The sequence below is a fragment of the Pseudomonas sp. B21-021 genome (assembly GCF_024749205.1).
Taxonomy (GTDB): domain Bacteria; phylum Pseudomonadota; class Gammaproteobacteria; order Pseudomonadales; family Pseudomonadaceae; genus Aquipseudomonas; species Aquipseudomonas paraglycinae.
In genome coordinates, this window is sequence record NZ_CP087192.1 from 4,095,545 (window position 1) to 4,113,975 (window position 18,431).

General features: G+C 60.5%; 16 protein-coding genes. All 16 read left to right on the forward strand.

Translation table 11 applies throughout. The features are described 5' to 3' along the window. The first annotated feature begins 112 nt into the window (after positions 1 to 112). The 16 genes from purB to nuoL all read left to right on the forward strand — a co-directional run bounded on the left by purB (position 113) and on the right by nuoL (position 18,400). The gene (gene purB / locus LOY31_RS18345) at positions 113 to 1,483 is read left to right on the forward strand and encodes an adenylosuccinate lyase (protein WP_039767413.1); all 1,371 of its coding nucleotides are present in this window, start codon (positions 113 to 115) and stop codon (positions 1,481 to 1,483) included. Positions 1,484 to 1,569: 86 nt separating this feature from the next. Beyond that, positions 1,570 to 2,745 (forward strand): cupin domain-containing protein, encoded by a 1,176-nt coding sequence (locus LOY31_RS18350; RefSeq protein WP_258711996.1) that lies wholly within the window; start codon positions 1,570 to 1,572, stop codon positions 2,743 to 2,745. After that, positions 2,738 to 3,163, forward strand: a complete 426-nt coding sequence (locus LOY31_RS18355) for a GNAT family N-acetyltransferase (protein ID WP_007951452.1) — start codon at positions 2,738 to 2,740, stop codon at positions 3,161 to 3,163. The genes LOY31_RS18350 and LOY31_RS18355 overlap by 8 nt, the downstream gene beginning before the upstream one ends. Positions 3,164 to 3,405: 242 nt before the next feature. Then, positions 3,406 to 4,158 carry a secretin N-terminal domain-containing protein gene (locus tag LOY31_RS18360; RefSeq protein WP_007951453.1) on the forward strand — a complete coding sequence of 251 codons (753 nt, stop codon included), beginning with the start codon at positions 3,406 to 3,408 and terminating at the stop codon, positions 4,156 to 4,158. Between the two features lie 477 nt (positions 4,159 to 4,635). Continuing rightward, a complete protein-coding gene (aceA, locus tag LOY31_RS18365; protein WP_011334956.1) occupies positions 4,636 to 5,961 on the forward strand; it encodes an isocitrate lyase in 1,326 nt (441 codons plus the stop codon). Between the two features lie 546 nt (positions 5,962 to 6,507). After that, positions 6,508 to 6,921: an NADH-quinone oxidoreductase subunit A gene (locus tag LOY31_RS18370; protein ID WP_003223812.1), complete on the forward strand. Its 414-nt coding sequence runs from the start codon at positions 6,508 to 6,510 to the stop codon at positions 6,919 to 6,921. A gap of 10 nt (positions 6,922 to 6,931) precedes the next feature. After that, a complete protein-coding gene (locus tag LOY31_RS18375; protein WP_007951456.1) occupies positions 6,932 to 7,606 on the forward strand; it encodes an NADH-quinone oxidoreductase subunit B family protein in 675 nt (224 codons plus the stop codon). Positions 7,607 to 7,675: 69 nt separating this feature from the next. Further along, positions 7,676 to 9,460, forward strand: a complete 1,785-nt coding sequence (gene nuoC / locus LOY31_RS18380) for an NADH-quinone oxidoreductase subunit C/D (protein ID WP_007951457.1) — start codon at positions 7,676 to 7,678, stop codon at positions 9,458 to 9,460. 2 nt (positions 9,461 to 9,462) lie between these two features. Beyond that, entirely contained in the window at positions 9,463 to 9,960 is a 498-nt protein-coding gene (gene nuoE, locus LOY31_RS18385; protein ID WP_003223804.1) for an NADH-quinone oxidoreductase subunit NuoE, read from the forward strand. Next, the gene (nuoF, locus tag LOY31_RS18390; protein ID WP_007951458.1) at positions 9,957 to 11,312 is read left to right on the forward strand and encodes an NADH-quinone oxidoreductase subunit NuoF; all 1,356 of its coding nucleotides are present in this window, start codon (positions 9,957 to 9,959) and stop codon (positions 11,310 to 11,312) included. Before nuoE ends, nuoF begins: the two co-directional genes overlap by 4 nt. A gap of 137 nt (positions 11,313 to 11,449) precedes the next feature. After that, positions 11,450 to 14,164, forward strand: coding sequence for an NADH-quinone oxidoreductase subunit NuoG (gene nuoG, locus LOY31_RS18395; protein WP_258711997.1), 2,715 nt, complete (start codon positions 11,450 to 11,452; stop codon positions 14,162 to 14,164). Then, on the forward strand, positions 14,161 to 15,168 hold the full coding sequence (gene nuoH, locus LOY31_RS18400) for an NADH-quinone oxidoreductase subunit NuoH (RefSeq protein ID WP_007951460.1): 1,008 nt from the start codon (positions 14,161 to 14,163) through the stop codon (positions 15,166 to 15,168). The genes nuoG and nuoH overlap by 4 nt, the downstream gene beginning before the upstream one ends. A gap of 11 nt (positions 15,169 to 15,179) precedes the next feature. Continuing rightward, complete coding sequence (gene nuoI, locus LOY31_RS18405; RefSeq protein WP_007951461.1) at positions 15,180 to 15,728, forward strand: NADH-quinone oxidoreductase subunit NuoI; 549 nt, start codon at positions 15,180 to 15,182, stop codon at positions 15,726 to 15,728. 9 nt (positions 15,729 to 15,737) lie between these two features. Next, complete coding sequence (gene nuoJ / locus LOY31_RS18410; RefSeq protein ID WP_007920176.1) at positions 15,738 to 16,238, forward strand: NADH-quinone oxidoreductase subunit J; 501 nt, start codon at positions 15,738 to 15,740, stop codon at positions 16,236 to 16,238. Between the two features lie 3 nt (positions 16,239 to 16,241). Next, complete coding sequence (gene nuoK / locus LOY31_RS18415) at positions 16,242 to 16,550, forward strand: NADH-quinone oxidoreductase subunit NuoK (protein ID WP_003180046.1); 309 nt, start codon at positions 16,242 to 16,244, stop codon at positions 16,548 to 16,550. Then, on the forward strand, positions 16,547 to 18,400 hold the full coding sequence (gene nuoL, locus LOY31_RS18420; protein ID WP_258711998.1) for an NADH-quinone oxidoreductase subunit L: 1,854 nt from the start codon (positions 16,547 to 16,549) through the stop codon (positions 18,398 to 18,400). Before nuoK ends, nuoL begins: the two co-directional genes overlap by 4 nt. Positions 18,401 to 18,431 lie beyond the last annotated feature (31 nt).

The window sequence follows — 18,431 nt, forward strand, 5'->3', positions numbered from 1 at the left end:
AAGCTTTGTAGTCTGTAACGCGTAATACGCCGGTCAGTTGGCGACGGACCGGCGGATTTTTTCATGTATGATACGCGCCCCATTTCGTTGCCCGACTGTCCGAGAACACCCCATGCAGCTCTCTTCGCTCACTGCGGTTTCCCCTGTTGACGGCCGCTACGCCGGCAAAACCCAGGCCCTGCGCCCAATTTTCAGCGAGTACGGTCTGATCCGTGCCCGCGTTCTGGTTGAAGTGCGCTGGCTCCAGCGCCTGGCCGCTCACGCCGGCATCCCGGAAGTGCCAGCCTTCTCCGCCGAAGCCAACGCCGTTCTGAATGAACTGGCCGAAAACTTCTCGCTGGAGCACGCCGAGCGCGTGAAAGAGATCGAGCGCACCACCAACCACGACGTAAAAGCGATCGAATACCTGCTCAAAGAGCAGGCGGCCAAGCTGCCGGAGCTGGCCAAGGTCAGCGAATTCATCCACTTCGCCTGCACCAGCGAGGACATCAACAACCTGTCCCACGCTCTGATGCTGCGCGAAGGCCGTGACGACGTGATGCTGCCGCTGATGCGCCAGACTGCCAACGCCATCCGCGAACTGGCCATCCGCTTCGCCGACGTGCCGATGCTGTCGCGCACCCACGGTCAGCCGGCTTCGCCGACCACCCTGGGTAAAGAGCTGGCGAACGTGGTTTACCGTCTCGAGCGTCAGATCGCTCAGGTCGCTGCCGTTCCGCTGCTGGGCAAGATCAACGGCGCTGTCGGCAACTACAACGCTCACCTGTCGGCCTACCCGCAGATCGACTGGGAAGCCAACGCCCGCGCCTTCATCGAAGACGAGCTGGGTCTGGGCTTCAACCCGTACACCACGCAGATCGAGCCGCACGACTACATCGCCGAGCTGTTCGACGCCATTGCGCGCTTCAACACCATCCTGATCGACTTTGACCGTGACATCTGGGGCTACATCTCCCTGGGTTACTTCAAGCAGCGCACCATCGCCGGCGAAATCGGTTCGTCGACCATGCCGCACAAGGTCAACCCGATCGACTTCGAAAACTCCGAAGGTAACCTGGGCATCGCCAACGCGCTGTTCCAGCACCTGGCGAGCAAACTGCCGATCTCCCGCTGGCAGCGCGACCTGACCGACTCCACCGTTCTGCGTAACCTCGGTGTCGGCTTCGCCCACAGCGTGATCGCGTACGAAGCGAGCCTCAAAGGCATCAGCAAGCTCGAGCTGAACGCTGACAAGATCGCTGCCGATCTGGACGCTTGCTGGGAAGTCCTGGCCGAGCCGATCCAGACCGTGATGCGCCGCTACAACATCGAAAACCCGTACGAGAAGCTGAAAGAACTGACGCGCGGCAAGGGCATCAGCCCTGAAGCGCTGCAGACTTTCATCGACGGCCTGGACATGCCGGCCGCTGCGAAAGCCGAGCTCAAGCAACTGACCCCGGCCAACTACATCGGCAACGCTGTAGCGCAAGCCAAACGCATCTGATCGACTGCTTGACCCGTTTGAGACGCCCGGCCGCGCCGGGCGTTTTTATTCCCGTCTGAAAAATGCTTTTTTTCAATAGGTTACATATGAATCCCGATATTCCTCTTCAACTTCTGGGTGGTCTTACGGCGCGCGAATTCATGCGCGATTACTGGCAGAAAAAACCACTGCTGATCCGTCAGGCGATTCCTGATTTCGAAAGCCCGATTGACGCCGACGAACTCGCCGGCCTGGCCCTGGAAGAAGAAGTTGAATCGCGCCTGGTGATCGAGCACGGCGAGCGTCCATGGGAACTGCGTCGCGGCCCGTTCGCCGAAGACGAATTCAGCAAACTGCCGGAGCGCGAGTGGACCCTGCTGGTGCAAGCGGTCGATCAGTTCGTGCCGGAAGTCAGCGAGCTGCTGGAAAACTTCCGTTTCCTGCCAAGCTGGCGCGTCGACGACGTGATGATCAGCTTCGCCGCCCCGGGTGGCAGCGTTGGTCCGCACTTCGACAACTACGACGTGTTCCTGCTGCAAGGTCACGGCAAGCGCAACTGGAAAATCGGCCAGATGTGCGACTCCGAAAGCCCGCTGCTGCAACACGCGGATCTGCGCATCCTCGCCGAATTCCACGAGACCGAAGAGTGGGTCCTGGAACCGGGCGACATGCTCTACCTGCCGCCGCGACTGGCTCACTGCGGCGTTGCCGTCGATGACTGCATGACCTACTCGGTCGGCTTCCGCGCACCGAGCGCCGCTGAAGTGCTGACCCACTTCACCGATTTCCTCAGCCAGTTCCTGACTGACGAAGAGCGCTACACCGACGCCGATGCCAAACCGGTCAGCGATGACCCACATCAGATCCAGCACGATGCACTCGGCCGACTGAAAGCCCTGCTCGCCGAGCACATGAGCGACGAACGCCTGCTGCTGACCTGGTTCGGCCAGTACATGACCGAGCCGCGTTATCCAGAGCTGGTGGTCGGCCCGGAAGAAGTCGGGGAAGAAGACCTCCTCGGCGCGCTTGAAGATGGCGCCATCCTGATCCGCAACCCGAGCGCACGCCTGGCGTGGTCGGACGTCGATGACGATCTGCTGCTGTTCGCCAGCGGCCAGAGCCGTTACCTGCCGGGCAAGCTGCGCGAACTGCTGAAGCTGATCTGCTCTGCCGACGCCCTGCACACCGACAACCTCGGTGACTGGCTGAGCGACGAAGACGGTCGCGGCCTGCTGTGCGAACTGGTCAAACAGGGAAGCCTGGGGTTCGCCGACGATGAATAAGATTCGCGTACGTGTTGCAGACTGGCAAAAGGACAACGCCGAGATCCGCCGCATTCGCGAAACGGTGTTCATTGCCGAACAATCGGTTCCACCCGAGCTTGAGTGGGACGCCGATGACGCCACGGCGGTGCATTTCCTGGCTTTCGAAGGCGACTTCCCGATCGGCACCGCCCGTCTCTTGCCTGATGGACATGTCGGCCGGGTTTCGGTGCTGAAGGACTGGCGCGGGCTGAAGGTCGGCGATGCGCTGATGCAAGCGGTGATTGCCGAAGCGGAAGCTCGCGGCCTGAAGCAGCAGATGCTCAGCGCCCAGGTGCAGGCCACGGCGTTCTATGAGCGCCTGGGTTTCAACCTGGTCAGCGAGGAATTCCTGGAAGCAGGGATTCCGCATGTCGACATGGTTCGTCACTCAGCTTAAGACCGAGGCGCCGATCGTTCCCACGCTCTGCGTGGGAATGCCTCTCGGGACGCTCCGCGTCCCTTGCGGCATGTGACGCAGAGCGTCACTGGCTGCATTCCCACGCGGAGCGTGGGAACGATCACGTAAAACGCCCCGCCATCTCACGATGCCGGGGCGTTTTGCTGTCTACGATTCAACTTGCCCCACCCCGGGCCGACAAACTGGCAATATCTAGCCTTTCGAAAGCGGAGATAACGGACATGTCCCTACGCACCCTGCTCACCACCCTGCTGCTCGGCTGCAGTTTTTCGGTGATGGCAGCCACAGAAATCGTGCCCCTCAAATACCACACCAGCGCCGACATGCTGCCGGTGGCACAGGACTTCATCGGCAAGGACGGCCAGGTCAGCGCCTATGGCAACCAACTGATCGTCAAGGCCGAGCCCGGCAAGATCGAAGAACTCAAGGACCTGCTCTCGCAGCTCGACACCGCGCCCAAGCGCCTGCTGATCACGGTCGACACCAACGAAAACAACGGCCGTGGCGATGAAGGTTATTCGGTCAACGGCGCGCAGACCCGCATCATCAGCCGCAGCACCGCCAGCCGTGACGGCGGCATTCAGCAGATCCAGGCCAGCGAAGGCGCACCGGCGCTGATCCAGGTTGGCCAGAGCGTGCCGATCACCAGCAGCCAGACCAACTCCTACGGCGATTACAGCAGCCAGACTCAATATCGCAACGTCACCCAAGGGTTTTACGTCACCGCCAGCGTCACCGGCGAAACCGTTCACCTGGCCATCAGTACCAACCGTGACCGCATGAGCCAGGAACGTCCCGATGTAGTGAACGTACAAAGTACCGACACAACTGTCACCGGGCGACTGGGGGAATGGATCACCCTCGCCGGCGTGAATCGCCAGACCCAGGCCGACAAACAGGGCCTGGCCCGCAGCTACTCGACTCAAGGCCGGGATGACATGACGTTGCGGGTGAAAGTCGACACGTTGGACTAAAGCACCAAAAACTGACTGATTAGTCGTATTAGACGAAAGATGTAGTGCTTGAAAAAAAGCACTACAAAACGTTTGACGAGCCAAAAAAGCGAAGGCATGATGGCCTCGCTCCCGCTAATCAGAGGCCCTGGCAAGGGCCTTCGAAGCGATGCTCGCAACCATCCCCGCGAGCCGTTTCGTGTCTGTACCGCCCACAAGGTGTGTTTGACGAGGTTGCCGACTGGAACGAAGTTGTCCCGAGGGACGGAAGCGTAATTAGGTAACCCGGCTTTACACTGTAGTTCGTATAAAGGCCCACGACGCCCGAATGCGCCCGCCAGTTCGCCTTTACCTGCTCACTTCCCCCTCGAGCCCATCGTTCATCCCGTCGCCTGCCCCGCCGAACCCGACCTGACCACCTAAGCTTCTGGTCAGCGAGCGCAAGGAATTTTCCACCGCAGAACAACTTTTCATAAAGACGCGACGAGGTTTATCTCCATGGCACTGACACGCGAACAGCAAATTGCAGCCCTTGAAAAAGACTGGGCTGAAAACCCGCGCTGGAAAGGCGTGACTCGCAATTATTCCGCTGCTGACGTCGTCCGTCTGCGTGGCTCGGTTCAACCAGAGCACACCTTTGCAAAAATGGGCGCCGAAAAACTGTGGAACCTGGTCACCCAGGGTGCCAAGCCGTCCTTCCGCCCAGAGAAAGATTTCGTCAACTGCATGGGCGCCCTGACCGGCGGCCAGGCTGTACAACAGGTCAAAGCCGGTATCCAGGCAATCTACCTGTCGGGCTGGCAAGTCGCTGCGGACAACAACTCCGCCGAATCGATGTACCCGGACCAGTCGCTGTACCCGGTGGACTCGGTTCCAACCGTGGTCAAGCGCATCAACAACTCGTTCCGTCGTGCCGACCAGATCCAGTGGAAAGCCGGCAAGAACCCGGGCGACGAAGGCTACATCGACTACTTCGCGCCAATCGTGGCTGACGCCGAAGCCGGTTTCGGCGGCGTACTGAACGCCTACGAGCTGATGAAGAGCATGATCGAAGCAGGCGCCGCCGGCGTTCACTTCGAAGACCAGCTGGCTTCCGTGAAGAAATGCGGCCACATGGGCGGCAAGGTTCTGGTTCCAACCCAGGAAGCCGTGCAGAAGCTGACCGCTGCTCGTCTGGCTGCCGACGTTGCCGGTGTACCGACCATCATTCTGGCCCGTACTGACGCCAACGCTGCCGACCTGCTGACTTCCGACTGCGACCCGTACGACCAGCCGTTCGTGACTGGCACCCGCACCCAGGAAGGTTTCTACAAGGTTCGTGCCGGTCTGGACCAGGCAATCGCCCGCGGCCTGGCCTACGCGCCGTACGCCGACCTGATCTGGTGCGAAACCGCCAAGCCGGACCTGGACGAAGCCCGTCGTTTCGCCGAAGCGATCAAAAAGGAATACCCGGACCAGATCCTGTCGTACAACTGCTCGCCTTCCTTCAACTGGAAGAAAAACCTGGACGACGCGACCATCGCCAAGTTCCAGCGCGAACTGTCCGCCATGGGTTACAAGCACCAGTTCATCACCCTGGCCGGCATTCACAACATGTGGCACAGCATGTTCAACCTGGCGCACGACTACGCCCGCAACGACATGACTGCCTACGTGAAGCTGCAAGAGCAGGAATTCGCTGACGCCGCCAAGGGTTACACCTTCGTGGCTCACCAGCAGGAAGTGGGCACTGGCTACTTCGACGACATGACCACCGTGATCCAGGGCGGCACGTCCTCGGTGACCGCGCTGACCGGTTCGACCGAAGAAGAACAGTTCCACTGATCGACTTCGCCTGAGCGAACGGCCTTTGCGGACCGTATAGAAAGCTAACCGCATTGCCGAAAAACTGACGCCCCGACTGGTTCGGGGCGTTTTTTTGCCTGCGATTTTCCGGGCGCCTCAGGAATTGGCACAGCCTGTCAGGCAAAACATTGATCCAGAGCGGTATCCGCATCGGAAAAATCGGCTAAAACGGGCCCCGCTGCAACTTGCAGTAACGCGCATATAAGACAACTTCCCAACTACTGACCCGTTAAACAGTTACCAAACCATTCCAAACGATATTAATTATCATTTAGCGGCAACTATGTTCGTTACATTTCCTACAAAACATAATTCGTGAAATCCCGGCTAATGCCCGCAACGCATGGGCTGCGGGCCCTTCGAGGTGCGCTATGTCCTTATTCCAATAAATAATTTCGCTATAGGAATTTTACTTGCAGGGTGTTTAGCCATAAAATCAGCGCGATTGATTGCTGCGACATATCGTCACTGCCTTATTTCTTTATCAAGCTCAGAGACCTTTGCTCTCTGTTAAGGATTTCCAGCATGCCCGAAGCGACAGGACTCATGGCCCACAACTGGGGCTTTGCCATTTTCCTTCTGGGTGTAGTCGGCCTGTGTGCCTTCATGCTCGGCGTCTCCAGCCTCCTCGGGTCAAAAGCCTGGGGCCGCAGCAAAAACGAACCGTTCGAGTCCGGCATGCTACCTACCGGTGGCGCCCGCTTGCGGCTCTCAGCCAAATTCTATCTGGTCGCGATGCTGTTCGTGATCTTCGATATCGAAGCCCTCTTTCTCTTTGCATGGTCTGTGTCCGTCCGCGAAAGCGGCTGGACCGGATTCGTCGAAGCTCTCGTTTTCATAGCAATTCTGTTGGCAGGTCTTGTCTACCTGTTCCGAGTGGGCGCCCTTGACTGGGCTCCGGAAGCTCGTCGCAAGCGGCAGGCGAAGCTGAAACAATGAGGCTTTGGCAATGCAATACAATCTCACCAGAATCGACCCCGATGCTCCTAACGAGCAGTATCCGATCGGCCAGCGGGAAACCGTTTCCGATCCGTTAGAAGATCAAGTCCACAAAAACATTTTCATGGGCAAGCTGGAAGACGTGCTGAGTGGCGCGGTCAACTGGGGACGTAAGAACTCCCTGTGGCCGTACAACTTCGGTCTGTCGTGCTGCTACGTGGAAATGACCACCGCCTTCACGGCGCCCCACGACATCGCGCGCTTCGGCGCCGAAGTTATCCGGGCATCACCGCGTCAGGCCGACTTCATGGTTATCGCCGGGACCTGCTTCATCAAGATGGCGCCGATCATTCAGCGCCTGTACGAGCAGATGCTCGAGCCCAAGTGGGTGATCTCGATGGGTTCGTGCGCCAACTCCGGCGGCATGTACGACATCTACTCCGTGGTTCAGGGGGTGGACAAGTTCCTGCCCGTTGACGTCTACGTACCTGGCTGCCCGCCCCGTCCAGAAGCATTTCTGCAAGGCTTGATGCTGTTGCAGGAATCCATTGGCCAGGAGCGTCGCCCACTTTCCTGGGTCGTTGGCGATCAAGGCGTTTATCGCGCCGACATGCCTTCGCAGAAGGAACAGCGCCGCGAACAGCGAATCGCAGTCACCAACCTGCGCAGCCCTGACGAAGTCTGATCCAGTCTGTTTCAAAGAAACGAGAAGCTGGCTTCATTCTTTACGTTGACCGAAAGCGAAAAAATAACCATGACTACAGGCAGTGCTCTGTACATCCCGCCTTATAAGGCAGACGACCAGGATGTGGTCGTCGAACTGAACAACCGTTTTGGCGCCGAAGCGTTCACCGCTCAGCCGACCCGCACCGGCATGCCGGTGCTGTGGGTAGCGCGCGCCAAGCTCGTCGAAGTCCTGACCTTCCTGCGCAACCTGCCCAAGCCGTACGTCATGCTCTATGACCTGCACGGCGTGGACGAGCGTCTGCGCACCAAGCGTCAAGGGCTGCCGAGCGGTGCCGATTTCACCGTGTTCTATCACCTCATGTCGCTGGAACGTAATAGTGACGTGATGATCAAGGTCGCCTTGTCCGAGAGCGACCTCAGCTTGCCGACCGTCACCAGCATCTGGCCGAACGCCAACTGGTACGAGCGTGAAGTCTGGGACATGTACGGCATCGACTTCAAAGGTCACCCGCACCTGTCGCGCATCATGATGCCGCCGACCTGGGAAGGTCACCCGCTGCGCAAGGACTTCCCGGCGCGCGCCACCGAATTCGATCCGTTCAGCCTGAACCTGGCCAAGCAACAGCTTGAGGAAGAAGCCGCGCGTTTCCGTCCTGAAGACTGGGGCATGAAGCGTTCCGGGGCGAACGAGGACTACATGTTCCTCAACCTGGGTCCGAACCACCCTTCGGCTCACGGTGCGTTCCGCATCATCCTGCAACTGGACGGTGAAGAGATCGTCGACTGCGTTCCGGACATCGGTTATCACCACCGTGGTGCCGAGAAGATGGCCGAGCGTCAGTCCTGGCACAGCTTCATTCCGTACACCGACCGTATCGACTACCTCGGCGGCGTGATGAACAACCTGCCGTACGTGCTCTCGGTCGAGAAGCTGGCCGGCATCAAGGTGCCAGAGAAGGTCGACGTCATCCGCATCATGATGGCCGAGTTCTTCCGTATCACCAGCCACCTGCTGTTCCTGGGTACCTACATCCAGGACGTCGGCGCCATGACGCCGGTGTTCTTCACCTTCACCGACCGCCAGAAGGCCTACACGGTGATCGAAGCCATCACCGGTTTCCGTCTGCACCCGGCCTGGTACCGCATCGGTGGCGTCGCCCACGACCTGCCACGCGGCTGGGAAAAACTGGTGAAGGACTTCGTTGAATGGCTGCCAAAGCGCCTCGACGAATACACCAAGGCTGCCCTGCAGAACAGCATCCTCAAGGGTCGTACCATCGGCGTTGCCCAGTACAACACCAAAGAGGCCCTGGAATGGGGCGTCACCGGTGCCGGCCTGCGTTCCACCGGTTGCGACTTCGACCTGCGTAAAGCGCGTCCGTACTCCGGCTACGAGAACTTCGAGTTCGAAGTACCGCTGGCTGCCAACGGCGATGCCTACGACCGCTGCATGGTTCGCGTCGAAGAGATGCGCCAGAGCGTCAAGATCATCGACCAGTGCCTGCGCAACATGCCGGAAGGCCCGTACAAGGCGGATCACCCGCTGACCACGCCGCCGCCGAAAGAGCGCACGCTGCAGCACATCGAAACCTTGATCACGCACTTCCTGCAGGTTTCGTGGGGCCCGGTCATGCCGGCCAACGAATCCTTCCAGATGATCGAAGCGACCAAGGGCATCAACAGTTATTACCTGACGAGCGACGGCGGCACCATGAGCTACCGTACCCGGATCCGTACTCCGAGCTTCCCGCATCTGCAACAGATCCCTTCGGTGATCAAAGGCAGCATGGTCGCGGACCTGATTGCGTACCTGGGTAGTATCGATTTCGTTATGGCCGACGTGGACCGCTAAGCATGAACAGCACGCTTATCCAGACAGACCGTTTCACCCTGAGTGAAACCGAGCGCTCGGCCATCGAGCACGAGCTGCATCACTACGAAGACCCGCGCGCGGCGTCGATCGAAGCCCTGAAGATCGTTCAGAAAGAGCGCGGCTGGGTGCCGGACGGCGCTCTGTACGCCATCGGCGAGATCCTCGGCATCCCGGCCAGCGACGTTGAAGGCGTGGCCACGTTCTACAGCCAGATCTTCCGTCAGCCGGTCGGCCGTCACATCATTCGCGTCTGCGACAGCATGGTCTGCTACATCGGCGGCCACGAGTCGGTGGTCAGCGAGATCCAGAACAACCTGGGTATCGGCCTGGGTCAGACCACCGCCGACGGTCGTTTCACCCTGCTGCCGGTCTGCTGCCTCGGCAACTGCGACAAGGCACCGGCGCTGATGATCGATGACGACACCTTTGGCGATGTCCAGCCTGCCGGCGTGGCCAAACTGCTCGAGGGCTACGTATGACCCTGACCTCTTTCGGTCCTGCCAACCGCATCCAGCGTTCGGCCGAGACTCACCCGCTGACCTGGCGCCTGCGTGACGACGGCGAAGCCGTGTGGCTCGACGAGTACCAGGCCAAGAACGGTTACGCCGCTGCGCGCAAGGCCTTCGCCGACATGGATCAGGACGCCATCGTCCAGACCGTGAAAGACGCCGGCCTCAAAGGTCGCGGCGGTGCAGGCTTCCCCACTGGCGTGAAGTGGGGCCTGATGCCAAAGGACGAATCCATCAACATCCGCTACCTGCTGTGCAACGCGGATGAAATGGAGCCGAACACCTGGAAAGACCGCATGCTGATGGAGCAACTGCCCCATCTGCTGATCGAAGGCATGCTGATCAGTGCCCGCGCGCTGAAAACCTACCGTGGCTACATCTTCCTGCGGGGCGAGTACACCACCGCCGCCAAGCACCTGAACCGTGCCGTGGAAGAAGCCAAGGCAGCGGGCCTGCTGGGCAAGAACATTCTGGGCAGCGGCTTCGATTTCGAGTTGTTCGTCCACACCGGCGCCGGGCGTTACATCTGCGGTGAAGAAACCGCACTGATCAACTCCCTCGAAGGTCGCCGCGCCAACCCGCGCTCCAAGCCACCCTTCCCTGCCGCCGTTGGCGTGTGGGGCAAGCCGACCTGCGTGAACAACGTTGAAACCCTGTGCAACGTGCCGGCGATCATCGCCGACGGCGTGGACTGGTACAAATCGTTGGCCCGCGACGGCAGCGAAGACATGGGCACCAAGCTCATGGGCTTCTCCGGCAAGGTCAAGAACCCTGGCCTGTGGGAACTGCCATTCGGCGTGACCGGTCGCGAACTGTTCGAAGACTACGCCGGCGGCATGCGCGACGGCTTCAAGCTGAAAGCCTGGCAGCCAGGCGGCGCCGGTACCGGTTTCCTGTTGCCTGAACACCTCGACGCACAAATGTACGCCGGCGGCATCGCCAAGGTTGGCACCCGTATGGGTACCGGCCTGGCCATGGCGGTGGACGACAGCGTCAACATGGTGTCCCTGCTGCGCAACATGGAGCAGTTCTTCGCTCGCGAATCCTGTGGTTTCTGCACCCCTTGCCGTGATGGTTTGCCATGGAGCGTCAAGCTGCTGATGGCGATCGAACAAGGTCGCGGCCAGCCAGGCGACATCGAGACCCTGCTGGGTCTGGTCAACTTCCTCGGCCCGGGCAAGACCTTCTGTGCTCACGCACCGGGTGCCGTGGAGCCGTTGGGCAGTGCCATCAAATACTTCCGTCCAGAGTTCGAAGCCGGTATCGCGCCTGCAAGCGCCGCCGTCCCGCCCCTGGCGAAGCCGATCGTAGTCGGCGCGTAAACGCTTAAAAAAGGCGAAGGGTCCGTGCCCTTCGCCTTTCGTCCGATGACGCCTTTCGGGGCTGACTGGATTCGGACGGATAACAAGATTCCATTAGCCACGCCCGCTGACACCGGGCCAACGAAGACCTTTGAACCATGGCCACTATCCACGTAGACGGCAAAGCGCTCGAAGTCGACGGGGCAGACAACCTGTTACAGGCATGTCTGTCGCTGGGCCTCGACATCCCTTATTTCTGCTGGCACCCCGCGCTTGGTAGCGTCGGGGCCTGCCGCCAGTGCGCGGTCAAGCAGTACACCGACGAGAACGACACCCGTGGTCGCATCGTCATGTCCTGCATGACCCCTGCCACCGACAACACCTGGATCTCCATCGACGATGAAGAATCCAAGGCGTTCCGCGCCAGTGTCGTCGAATGGCTGATGACCAACCACCCGCACGACTGCCCTGTGTGCGAGGAAGGCGGTCACTGCCACCTGCAAGACATGACCGTGATGACCGGCCACAACGAGCGCCGTTATCGCTTCACCAAACGTACCCACCAGAACCAGCAACTGGGCCCGTTCATTTCCCACGAAATGAACCGCTGCATCGCTTGCTACCGCTGCGTGCGTTTCTACAAGGACTACGCCGGCGGCACCGACCTCGGTGTGTTCGGCGCCCACGACAACGTGTACTTCGGTCGCGTTGAAGACGGCACCCTCGAAAGCGAGTTCTCCGGCAACCTCACTGAGGTCTGCCCGACCGGTGTGTTCACCGACAAGACTCACTCCGAGCGCTACAACCGTAAGTGGGACATGCAGTTCTCGCCGAGCATCTGCCATGGCTGCTCCAGCGGTTGCAACATCTCCCCGGGCGAGCGTTACGGCGAACTGCGTCGCATCGAAAACCGTTACAACGGTTCGGTGAACCAGTACTTCCTGTGCGACCGTGGCCGTTTCGGTTATGGCTACGTCAACCGCACCGACCGTCCACGTCAGCCACTGCTGGCCGACGGCACCAAGCTGAGCCTGGACGACGCGCTGGATAAAGCCGCCGACCTGCTGCGCGGTCGCAACATCGTCGGTATCGGTTCGCCGCGTGCCAGCCTGGAAAGCAACTACGCGTTGCGTGAACTGGTAGGCGCCGAGCACTTCTACTCCGGTATCGAAGCCTCCGAGCTGGAACGCATCCGTCTGGTCCTGCAAGTGCTGAAAGACAGCCCGCTGCCAGTGCCGAACATGCGCGACATCGAAGACCACGACGCCGTGTTCGTCCTCGGTGAAGACCTGACCCAGACCGCCGCGCGTATGGCCTTGGCCCTGCGTCAGTCGGTAAAAGGCAAGGCCGAAGACATGGCCGAAGCCATGCGCGTTCAGCCTTGGCTCGACGCTGCGGTGAAGAACATCGGTCAGCACGAGCTGAACCCGCTGTTCATCGCCAGTCTGGCTGAAACCAAGCTCGACGACATCGCCGAAGAGTGTGTACACGCCGCTCCAGACGATCTGGCCCGCATCGGTTTCGCCGTGGCTCACGCCCTGGACGCCAGCGCACCGGCCGTTGAAGGTCTGGACGCCGAAGCCCTGGAACTGGCCAAGCGCATCGCCGACGCCCTGCTCGCCGCCAAGCGCCCGCTGATCATCGCCGGTACTTCGCTGGGCTCCAAAGCCTTGATCGAAGCCGCTGCGAACATCGCCAAGGCCCTGAAGCTGCGCGAGAAGAACGGTTCGATCAGCCTGATCGTGCCGGAAGCCAACAGCCTCGGCCTGGCCATGCTCGGTGGCGAATCGGTCGATGCCGCGCTGCAAGCGGTCATCGACGGCAAGGCCGACGCCATCGTCGTGCTGGAAAACGATCTGTACACCCGTACCGCCAAGGCCAAGGTCGATGCCGCACTGAACGCTGCGAAAGTAGTGATCGTTGCCGACCATCAGAAGACCGCCACCAGCGACCGCGCGCATCTGGTTCTGCCAGCCGCCAGCTTCGCTGAAGGCGACGGTACGCTGGTCAGCCAGGAAGGTCGCGCCCAGCGCTTCTTCCAGGTTTTCGACCCGCAATACATGGACGCGAGCATTCTGGTCCACGAAGGCTGGCGCTGGCTGCACGCCCTGCGCGCGACCCTGCTGAACCAGCCGATCGACTGGACGCAACTCGACCACGTCACCGCTGCCGTTGCTTCGAGCACCGGGCAACTGGCGCGTATCGTCGACGCTGCACCGTCCGCCTCGTTCCGCATCAAGGGTCTGAAACTGGCTCGCGAGCCGCTGCGTTACTCCGGTCGCACCGCGATGCGCGCCGACATCAGCGTTCACGAACCACGCACCCCGCAAGACAAGGACACCGCGTTCGCCTTCTCGATGGAAGGTTACTCGGGCTCCGCCGAACCGCGTCAGCAAGTGCCGTTCGCCTGGTCGCCGGGCTGGAACTCGCCGCAAGCCTGGAACAAGTTCCAGGACGAAGTCGGTGGTCACCTGCGCGCTGGCGATCCGGGCACCCGCCTGATCGAAAGCACCGGTGATTCGCTGAACTGGTTCGCCAGTGTTCCGCGCGCGTTCAACCCGGCCCAGGGCACCTGGCAAGCCGTGCCGTTCTACCACCTGTTCGGCAGCGACGAGAACTCGTCGAAAGCCGCTCCGGTCCAGGAACGCATCCCGGCCGCCTACGTTGCACTGGCCAAGTCCGAAGCGGACCGCCTGGGCGTCAACGACGGCGCACTGCTGAGCCTCAATGTTGCCGGCCAGACCCTGCGTCTGCCGCTGCGCATCAATAAAGAGCTGGGCGCTGGCCTGGTTGCACTGCCGGCCGGTCTGGCAGGCATTCCGCAGGCGATTTTCGGCCAAACCGTTGATGGTCTGCAGGAGGCAGCGCAATGACCTGGTTCACCCCTGAAGTGATCGATGTGATCCTGACGGTCATCAAGGCCATCGTGATCCTGCTGGCCGTGGTGGTCGCAGGCGCGTTGCTCAGCTTTGTCGAGCGTCGCCTGCTGGGCTGGTGGCAGGACCGTTACGGTCCGAACCGCGTTGGCCCGTTCGGCATGTTCCAGATCGCAGCCGACATGCTGAAGATGTTCTTCAAGGAAGACTGGACCCCGCCGTTTGCCGACAAGGTGATCTTCACCCTGGCACCGGTGGTGGCCATGTCCGCCCTGCTGATCGCCTTCGCGATCATCCCGATCACCCCGACCTGGGGCGTGGCGGATCTGAACATCGGCCTGCTGTTCTTCTTCGCCATGGCCGGTCTTTCGGTCTACGCGGTGCTGTTCGCCGGCTGGTCGAGTAACAACAAGTTCGCCCTGTTGGGCAGCTTGCGTGCCTCGGCGCAGACCGTGTCCTACGAAGTGTTCATGGGCCTGGCCCTGATGGGCATCGTGGTGCAGGTCGGCTCGTTCAACATGCGCGACATCGTCGAGTACCAGGCGCAGAACCTGTGGTTCATCATTCCGCAGTTCTTCGGCTTCTGTACCTTCTTCATCGCTGGCGTGGCCGTGACTCACCGTCACCCGTTCGACCAGCCGGAAGCGGAACAGGAACTGGCCGACGGTTACCACATTGAATACGCCGGTATGAAATGGGGCATGTTCTTCGTCGGTGAATACATCGGCATCATCCTGATCTCGGCGCTGCTGGTCACCCTGTTCTTCGGTGGCTGGCACGGTCCGTTCGGCATCCTGCCGCAACTGTCCTTCGTCTGGTTCGCACTGAAGACCGCGTTCTTCATCATGCTGTTCATCCTGCTGCGCGCTTCCATCCCGCGTCCGCGTTATGACCAGGTGATGGATTTCAGCTGGAAATTCTGCCTGCCACTGACCCTGATCAATTTGCTGGTGACCGCTGCAATCGTGTTGTGGAACACGCCTGCGGTTGCGGTTCAGTGAGGATTTGACCCATGTTCAAATATATTGGCGACATCGTTAAGGGTACCGGTACCCAGTTGCGCAGCCTGGTCATGGTCTTCGGCCATGGCTTTCGCAAGCGCGACACCCTGCAATACCCGGAAGAGCCGGTCTACCTGCCACCACGCTACCGTGGCCGCATCGTCCTGACCCGCGACCCCGACGGCGAAGAACGCTGCGTGGCCTGCAACCTGTGCGCCGTGGCCTGCCCGGTGGGTTGCATCTCGCTGCAGAAAGCTGAAACCGAAGACGGTCGCTGGTACCCGGACTTCTTCCGTATCAACTTCTCGCGCTGCATTTTCTGCGGTCTCTGCGAGGAAGCCTGCCCGACCACCGCGATCCAGCTGACCCCGGATTTCGAGATGGCCGAGTTCAAACGTCAGGACCTGGTGTACGAGAAAGAAGATCTTTTGATCTCCGGCCCCGGCAAAAACCCTGATTACAACTTCTATCGTGTTGCTGGTATGGCCGTTGCGGGCAAGCCGAAAGGCGCCGCACAAAACGAAGCCGAGCCGATCAACGTGAAGAGCTTGCTGCCTTAAGGAAGAACGATGGAATTCGCTTTCTATTTCGCATCGGGTATCGCTGTTGTGTCCACACTGCGTGTGGTCACCAACACCAATCCTGTGCACGCCCTGCTCTACCTGATCATTTCGTTGATCGCCGTGGCCATGACCTTCTTCGCACTCGGCGCTCCGTTCGCCGGCGTGCTGGAAGTGATCGCCTACGCTGGCGCCATCATGGTGCTGTTCGTGTTCGTGGTGATGATGCTGAACCTGGGCCCGGCCTCGGTTCAGCAGGAACGCGTCTGGCTCAAGCCCGGGATCTGGGCAGGGCCGGTGATTCTCGCCGCCCTGCTGCTGGCCGAACTGCTGTATGTGCTGTTCGCTCACCAGAGCGGTCAGGCCATCGGCCACACCACCGTCGATGCAAAAGCCGTGGGCATCAGCCTGTTCGGTCCGTATCTGCTGGTGGTCGAACTCGCCTCGATGCTGCTGCTCGCTGCAGCCGTCACGGCGTTCCATTTGGGCCGTAACGAGGCGAAGGAGTAAGACATGCCTGCTATCCCTCTCGAACATGGTCTGGCCGTCGCCGGCATCCTGTTCTGCCTTGGTCTGGTCGGCCTGATGGTCCGCCGCAACATTTTGTTCGTGTTGATGAGTCTGGAAGTGATGATGAACGCCTCTGCACTGGCCTTCATCGTTGCGGGCGCCCGCTGGGCGCAACCGGATGGACAGATCATGTTCATCCTGGTGATCAGCCTTGCAGCCGCCGAAGCCAGTATTGGCCTGGCGATCCTGCTGCAACTGTATCGCCGCTTCCACACGCTCGATATCGACGCTGCCAGTGAGATGCGCGGATGAACCTACTCTTTCTGACTTTCGTATTCCCTCTGATCGGGTTCCTGTTGCTGTCGTTCTCGCGCGGCCGCTTCTCGGAAAACCTGTCGGCGCTGATCGGTGTCGGCTCCATCGGCCTGTCTGCCATCGTCGCGGCCTACGTGATCTGGCAATTCAACGTCGCGCCACCGGAAGGTGGCGTCTACACCCAGGTGCTGTGGCGCTGGATGTCGGTGGAAGGTTTCCAGCCTAACTTCGCGCTGTACTTGGATGGTCTGTCCGTGACCATGCTCGGTGTAGTCGTCGGTGTCGGCTTCCTGATCCACCTGTTTGCCTCCTGGTACATGCGTGGCGAAGACGGTTACTCGCGCTTCTTCTCGTACACCAACCTGTTTATCGCCAGCATGCTGTTCCTGATCCTGGGCGATAACCTGCTGTTCATCTACTTCGGTTGGGAAGGCGTGGGCCTGTGCTCGTACCTGTTGATCGGTTTCTACTACAGCAACCGCAACAACGGTAACGCCGCACTGAAAGCCTTCATCGTCACCCGTATCGGTGACGTGTTCATGGCGATCGGCCTGTTCATCCTGTTCCAGCAACTGGGCACGCTGAACGTCCAGGAATTGCTGGTGAAGGCGCCTGAGCACTTCAAGGTCGGTGATTTCTGGATCGTGCTGGCAACCCTGATGCTGCTGGGTGGTGCGGTCGGTAAATCGGCGCAACTGCCGCTGCAGACCTGGCTGGCGGACGCGATGGCCGGCCCTACCCCGGTTTCGGCACTGATCCACGCCGCAACCATGGTGACCGCTGGTGTCTACCTGATCGCCCGTACCCACGGTCTGTTCGCCCTGGCGCCGGACATCCTGCACCTGGTCGGCATCGTCGGTGGTGTGACCCTGGTTCTGGCCGGTTTCGCCGCACTGGTGCAAACCGACATCAAACGTATCCTCGCCTACTCGACCATGAGCCAGATCGGCTACATGTTCCTGGCGCTGGGCGTTGGCGCCTGGGAAGGCGCGATCTTCCACCTGATGACCCACGCCTTCTTCAAGGCCCTGCTGTTCCTTGCTTCCGGTGCGGTGATCGTTGCCTGCCACCACGAGCAGAACATCTTCAAGATGGGCGGCCTGTGGAAGAAACTGCCGCTGGCCTACGCCAGCTTCATCGTCGGTGGTGCCGCCCTGGCCGCCCTGCCGTTGGTGACCGCAGGTTTCTACTCCAAGGACGAAATCCTCTGGGAAGCGTTCGCCAGCGGCAACCACGGTCTGCTTTACGCAGGTCTGGTCGGCGCATTCATGACGTCGCTGTACACCTTCCGCCTGATCTTCATCGCGTTCCACGGTGAAGCCAAGACCGAAGCCCACGCCGGTCACGGCATCGCTCACTGGCTGCCGCTGTCGGTGCTGATCGTGCTGTCGACCTTCGTCGGCGCCATGATCGTTCCACCGCTGCACGGCGTACTGCCCGAGAGCGTTGGCCATGCCGGTGGCGAAGCCAAGCACAGTCTGGAAATCGCCTCGGGCGCCATCGCTCTGGCCGGTATCCTGCTGGCGGCCCTGCTGTTCCTCGGCAAGCGTCGCTTCGTGACCGCGATCGCCAACAGCGGCATCGGCCGTTTCCTTTCGGCCTGGTGGTTCGCTGCCTGGGGCTTCGACTGGATCTACGACAAACTGTTCGTGAAGCCGTACCTTGCGATCAGCCACATGCTGCGCAAAGACCCGCTCGACCAGACCATCGGTCTGATCCCGCGCATGGCCAAGGGTGGTCACACCGCCCTGAGCCGTACCGAAACCGGTCAACTGCGTTGGTACGCTGCTTCGATGGCTGCTGGTGCCGTGTTGGTCATCGGCGCTGTCGTGCTGGTAGCGGTCTGATATGAACCTTGCGAATTTGCGAAAGGAAACG

Bases quoted from the DNA above. Each gene is read 5' to 3' on its own strand.
- nuoE (WP_003223804.1), top strand. From the start codon at position 9,463: ATGAACAGCACGCTTATCCAGACAGACCGTTTCACCCTGAGTGAAACC.
- LOY31_RS18355 (WP_007951452.1), top strand. From the start codon at position 2,738: ATGAATAAGATTCGCGTACGTGTTGCAGACTGGCAAAAGGACAACGCC.
- nuoJ (WP_007920176.1), top strand. From the start codon at position 15,738: ATGGAATTCGCTTTCTATTTCGCATCGGGTATCGCTGTTGTGTCCACA.
- purB (WP_039767413.1), top strand. From the start codon at position 113: ATGCAGCTCTCTTCGCTCACTGCGGTTTCCCCTGTTGACGGCCGCTAC.
- nuoC (WP_007951457.1), top strand. From the start codon at position 7,676: ATGACTACAGGCAGTGCTCTGTACATCCCGCCTTATAAGGCAGACGAC.
- nuoH (WP_007951460.1), top strand. From the start codon at position 14,161: ATGACCTGGTTCACCCCTGAAGTGATCGATGTGATCCTGACGGTCATC.
- LOY31_RS18360 (WP_007951453.1), top strand. From the start codon at position 3,406: ATGTCCCTACGCACCCTGCTCACCACCCTGCTGCTCGGCTGCAGTTTT.
- nuoG (WP_258711997.1), top strand. From the start codon at position 11,450: ATGGCCACTATCCACGTAGACGGCAAAGCGCTCGAAGTCGACGGGGCA.
- nuoI (WP_007951461.1), top strand. From the start codon at position 15,180: ATGTTCAAATATATTGGCGACATCGTTAAGGGTACCGGTACCCAGTTG.
- nuoF (WP_007951458.1), top strand. From the start codon at position 9,957: ATGACCCTGACCTCTTTCGGTCCTGCCAACCGCATCCAGCGTTCGGCC.
- LOY31_RS18370 (WP_003223812.1), top strand. From the start codon at position 6,508: ATGCCCGAAGCGACAGGACTCATGGCCCACAACTGGGGCTTTGCCATT.
- nuoL (WP_258711998.1), top strand. From the start codon at position 16,547: ATGAACCTACTCTTTCTGACTTTCGTATTCCCTCTGATCGGGTTCCTG.
- LOY31_RS18350 (WP_258711996.1), top strand. From the start codon at position 1,570: ATGAATCCCGATATTCCTCTTCAACTTCTGGGTGGTCTTACGGCGCGC.
- LOY31_RS18375 (WP_007951456.1), top strand. From the start codon at position 6,932: ATGCAATACAATCTCACCAGAATCGACCCCGATGCTCCTAACGAGCAG.
- aceA (WP_011334956.1), top strand. From the start codon at position 4,636: ATGGCACTGACACGCGAACAGCAAATTGCAGCCCTTGAAAAAGACTGG.
- nuoK (WP_003180046.1), top strand. From the start codon at position 16,242: ATGCCTGCTATCCCTCTCGAACATGGTCTGGCCGTCGCCGGCATCCTG.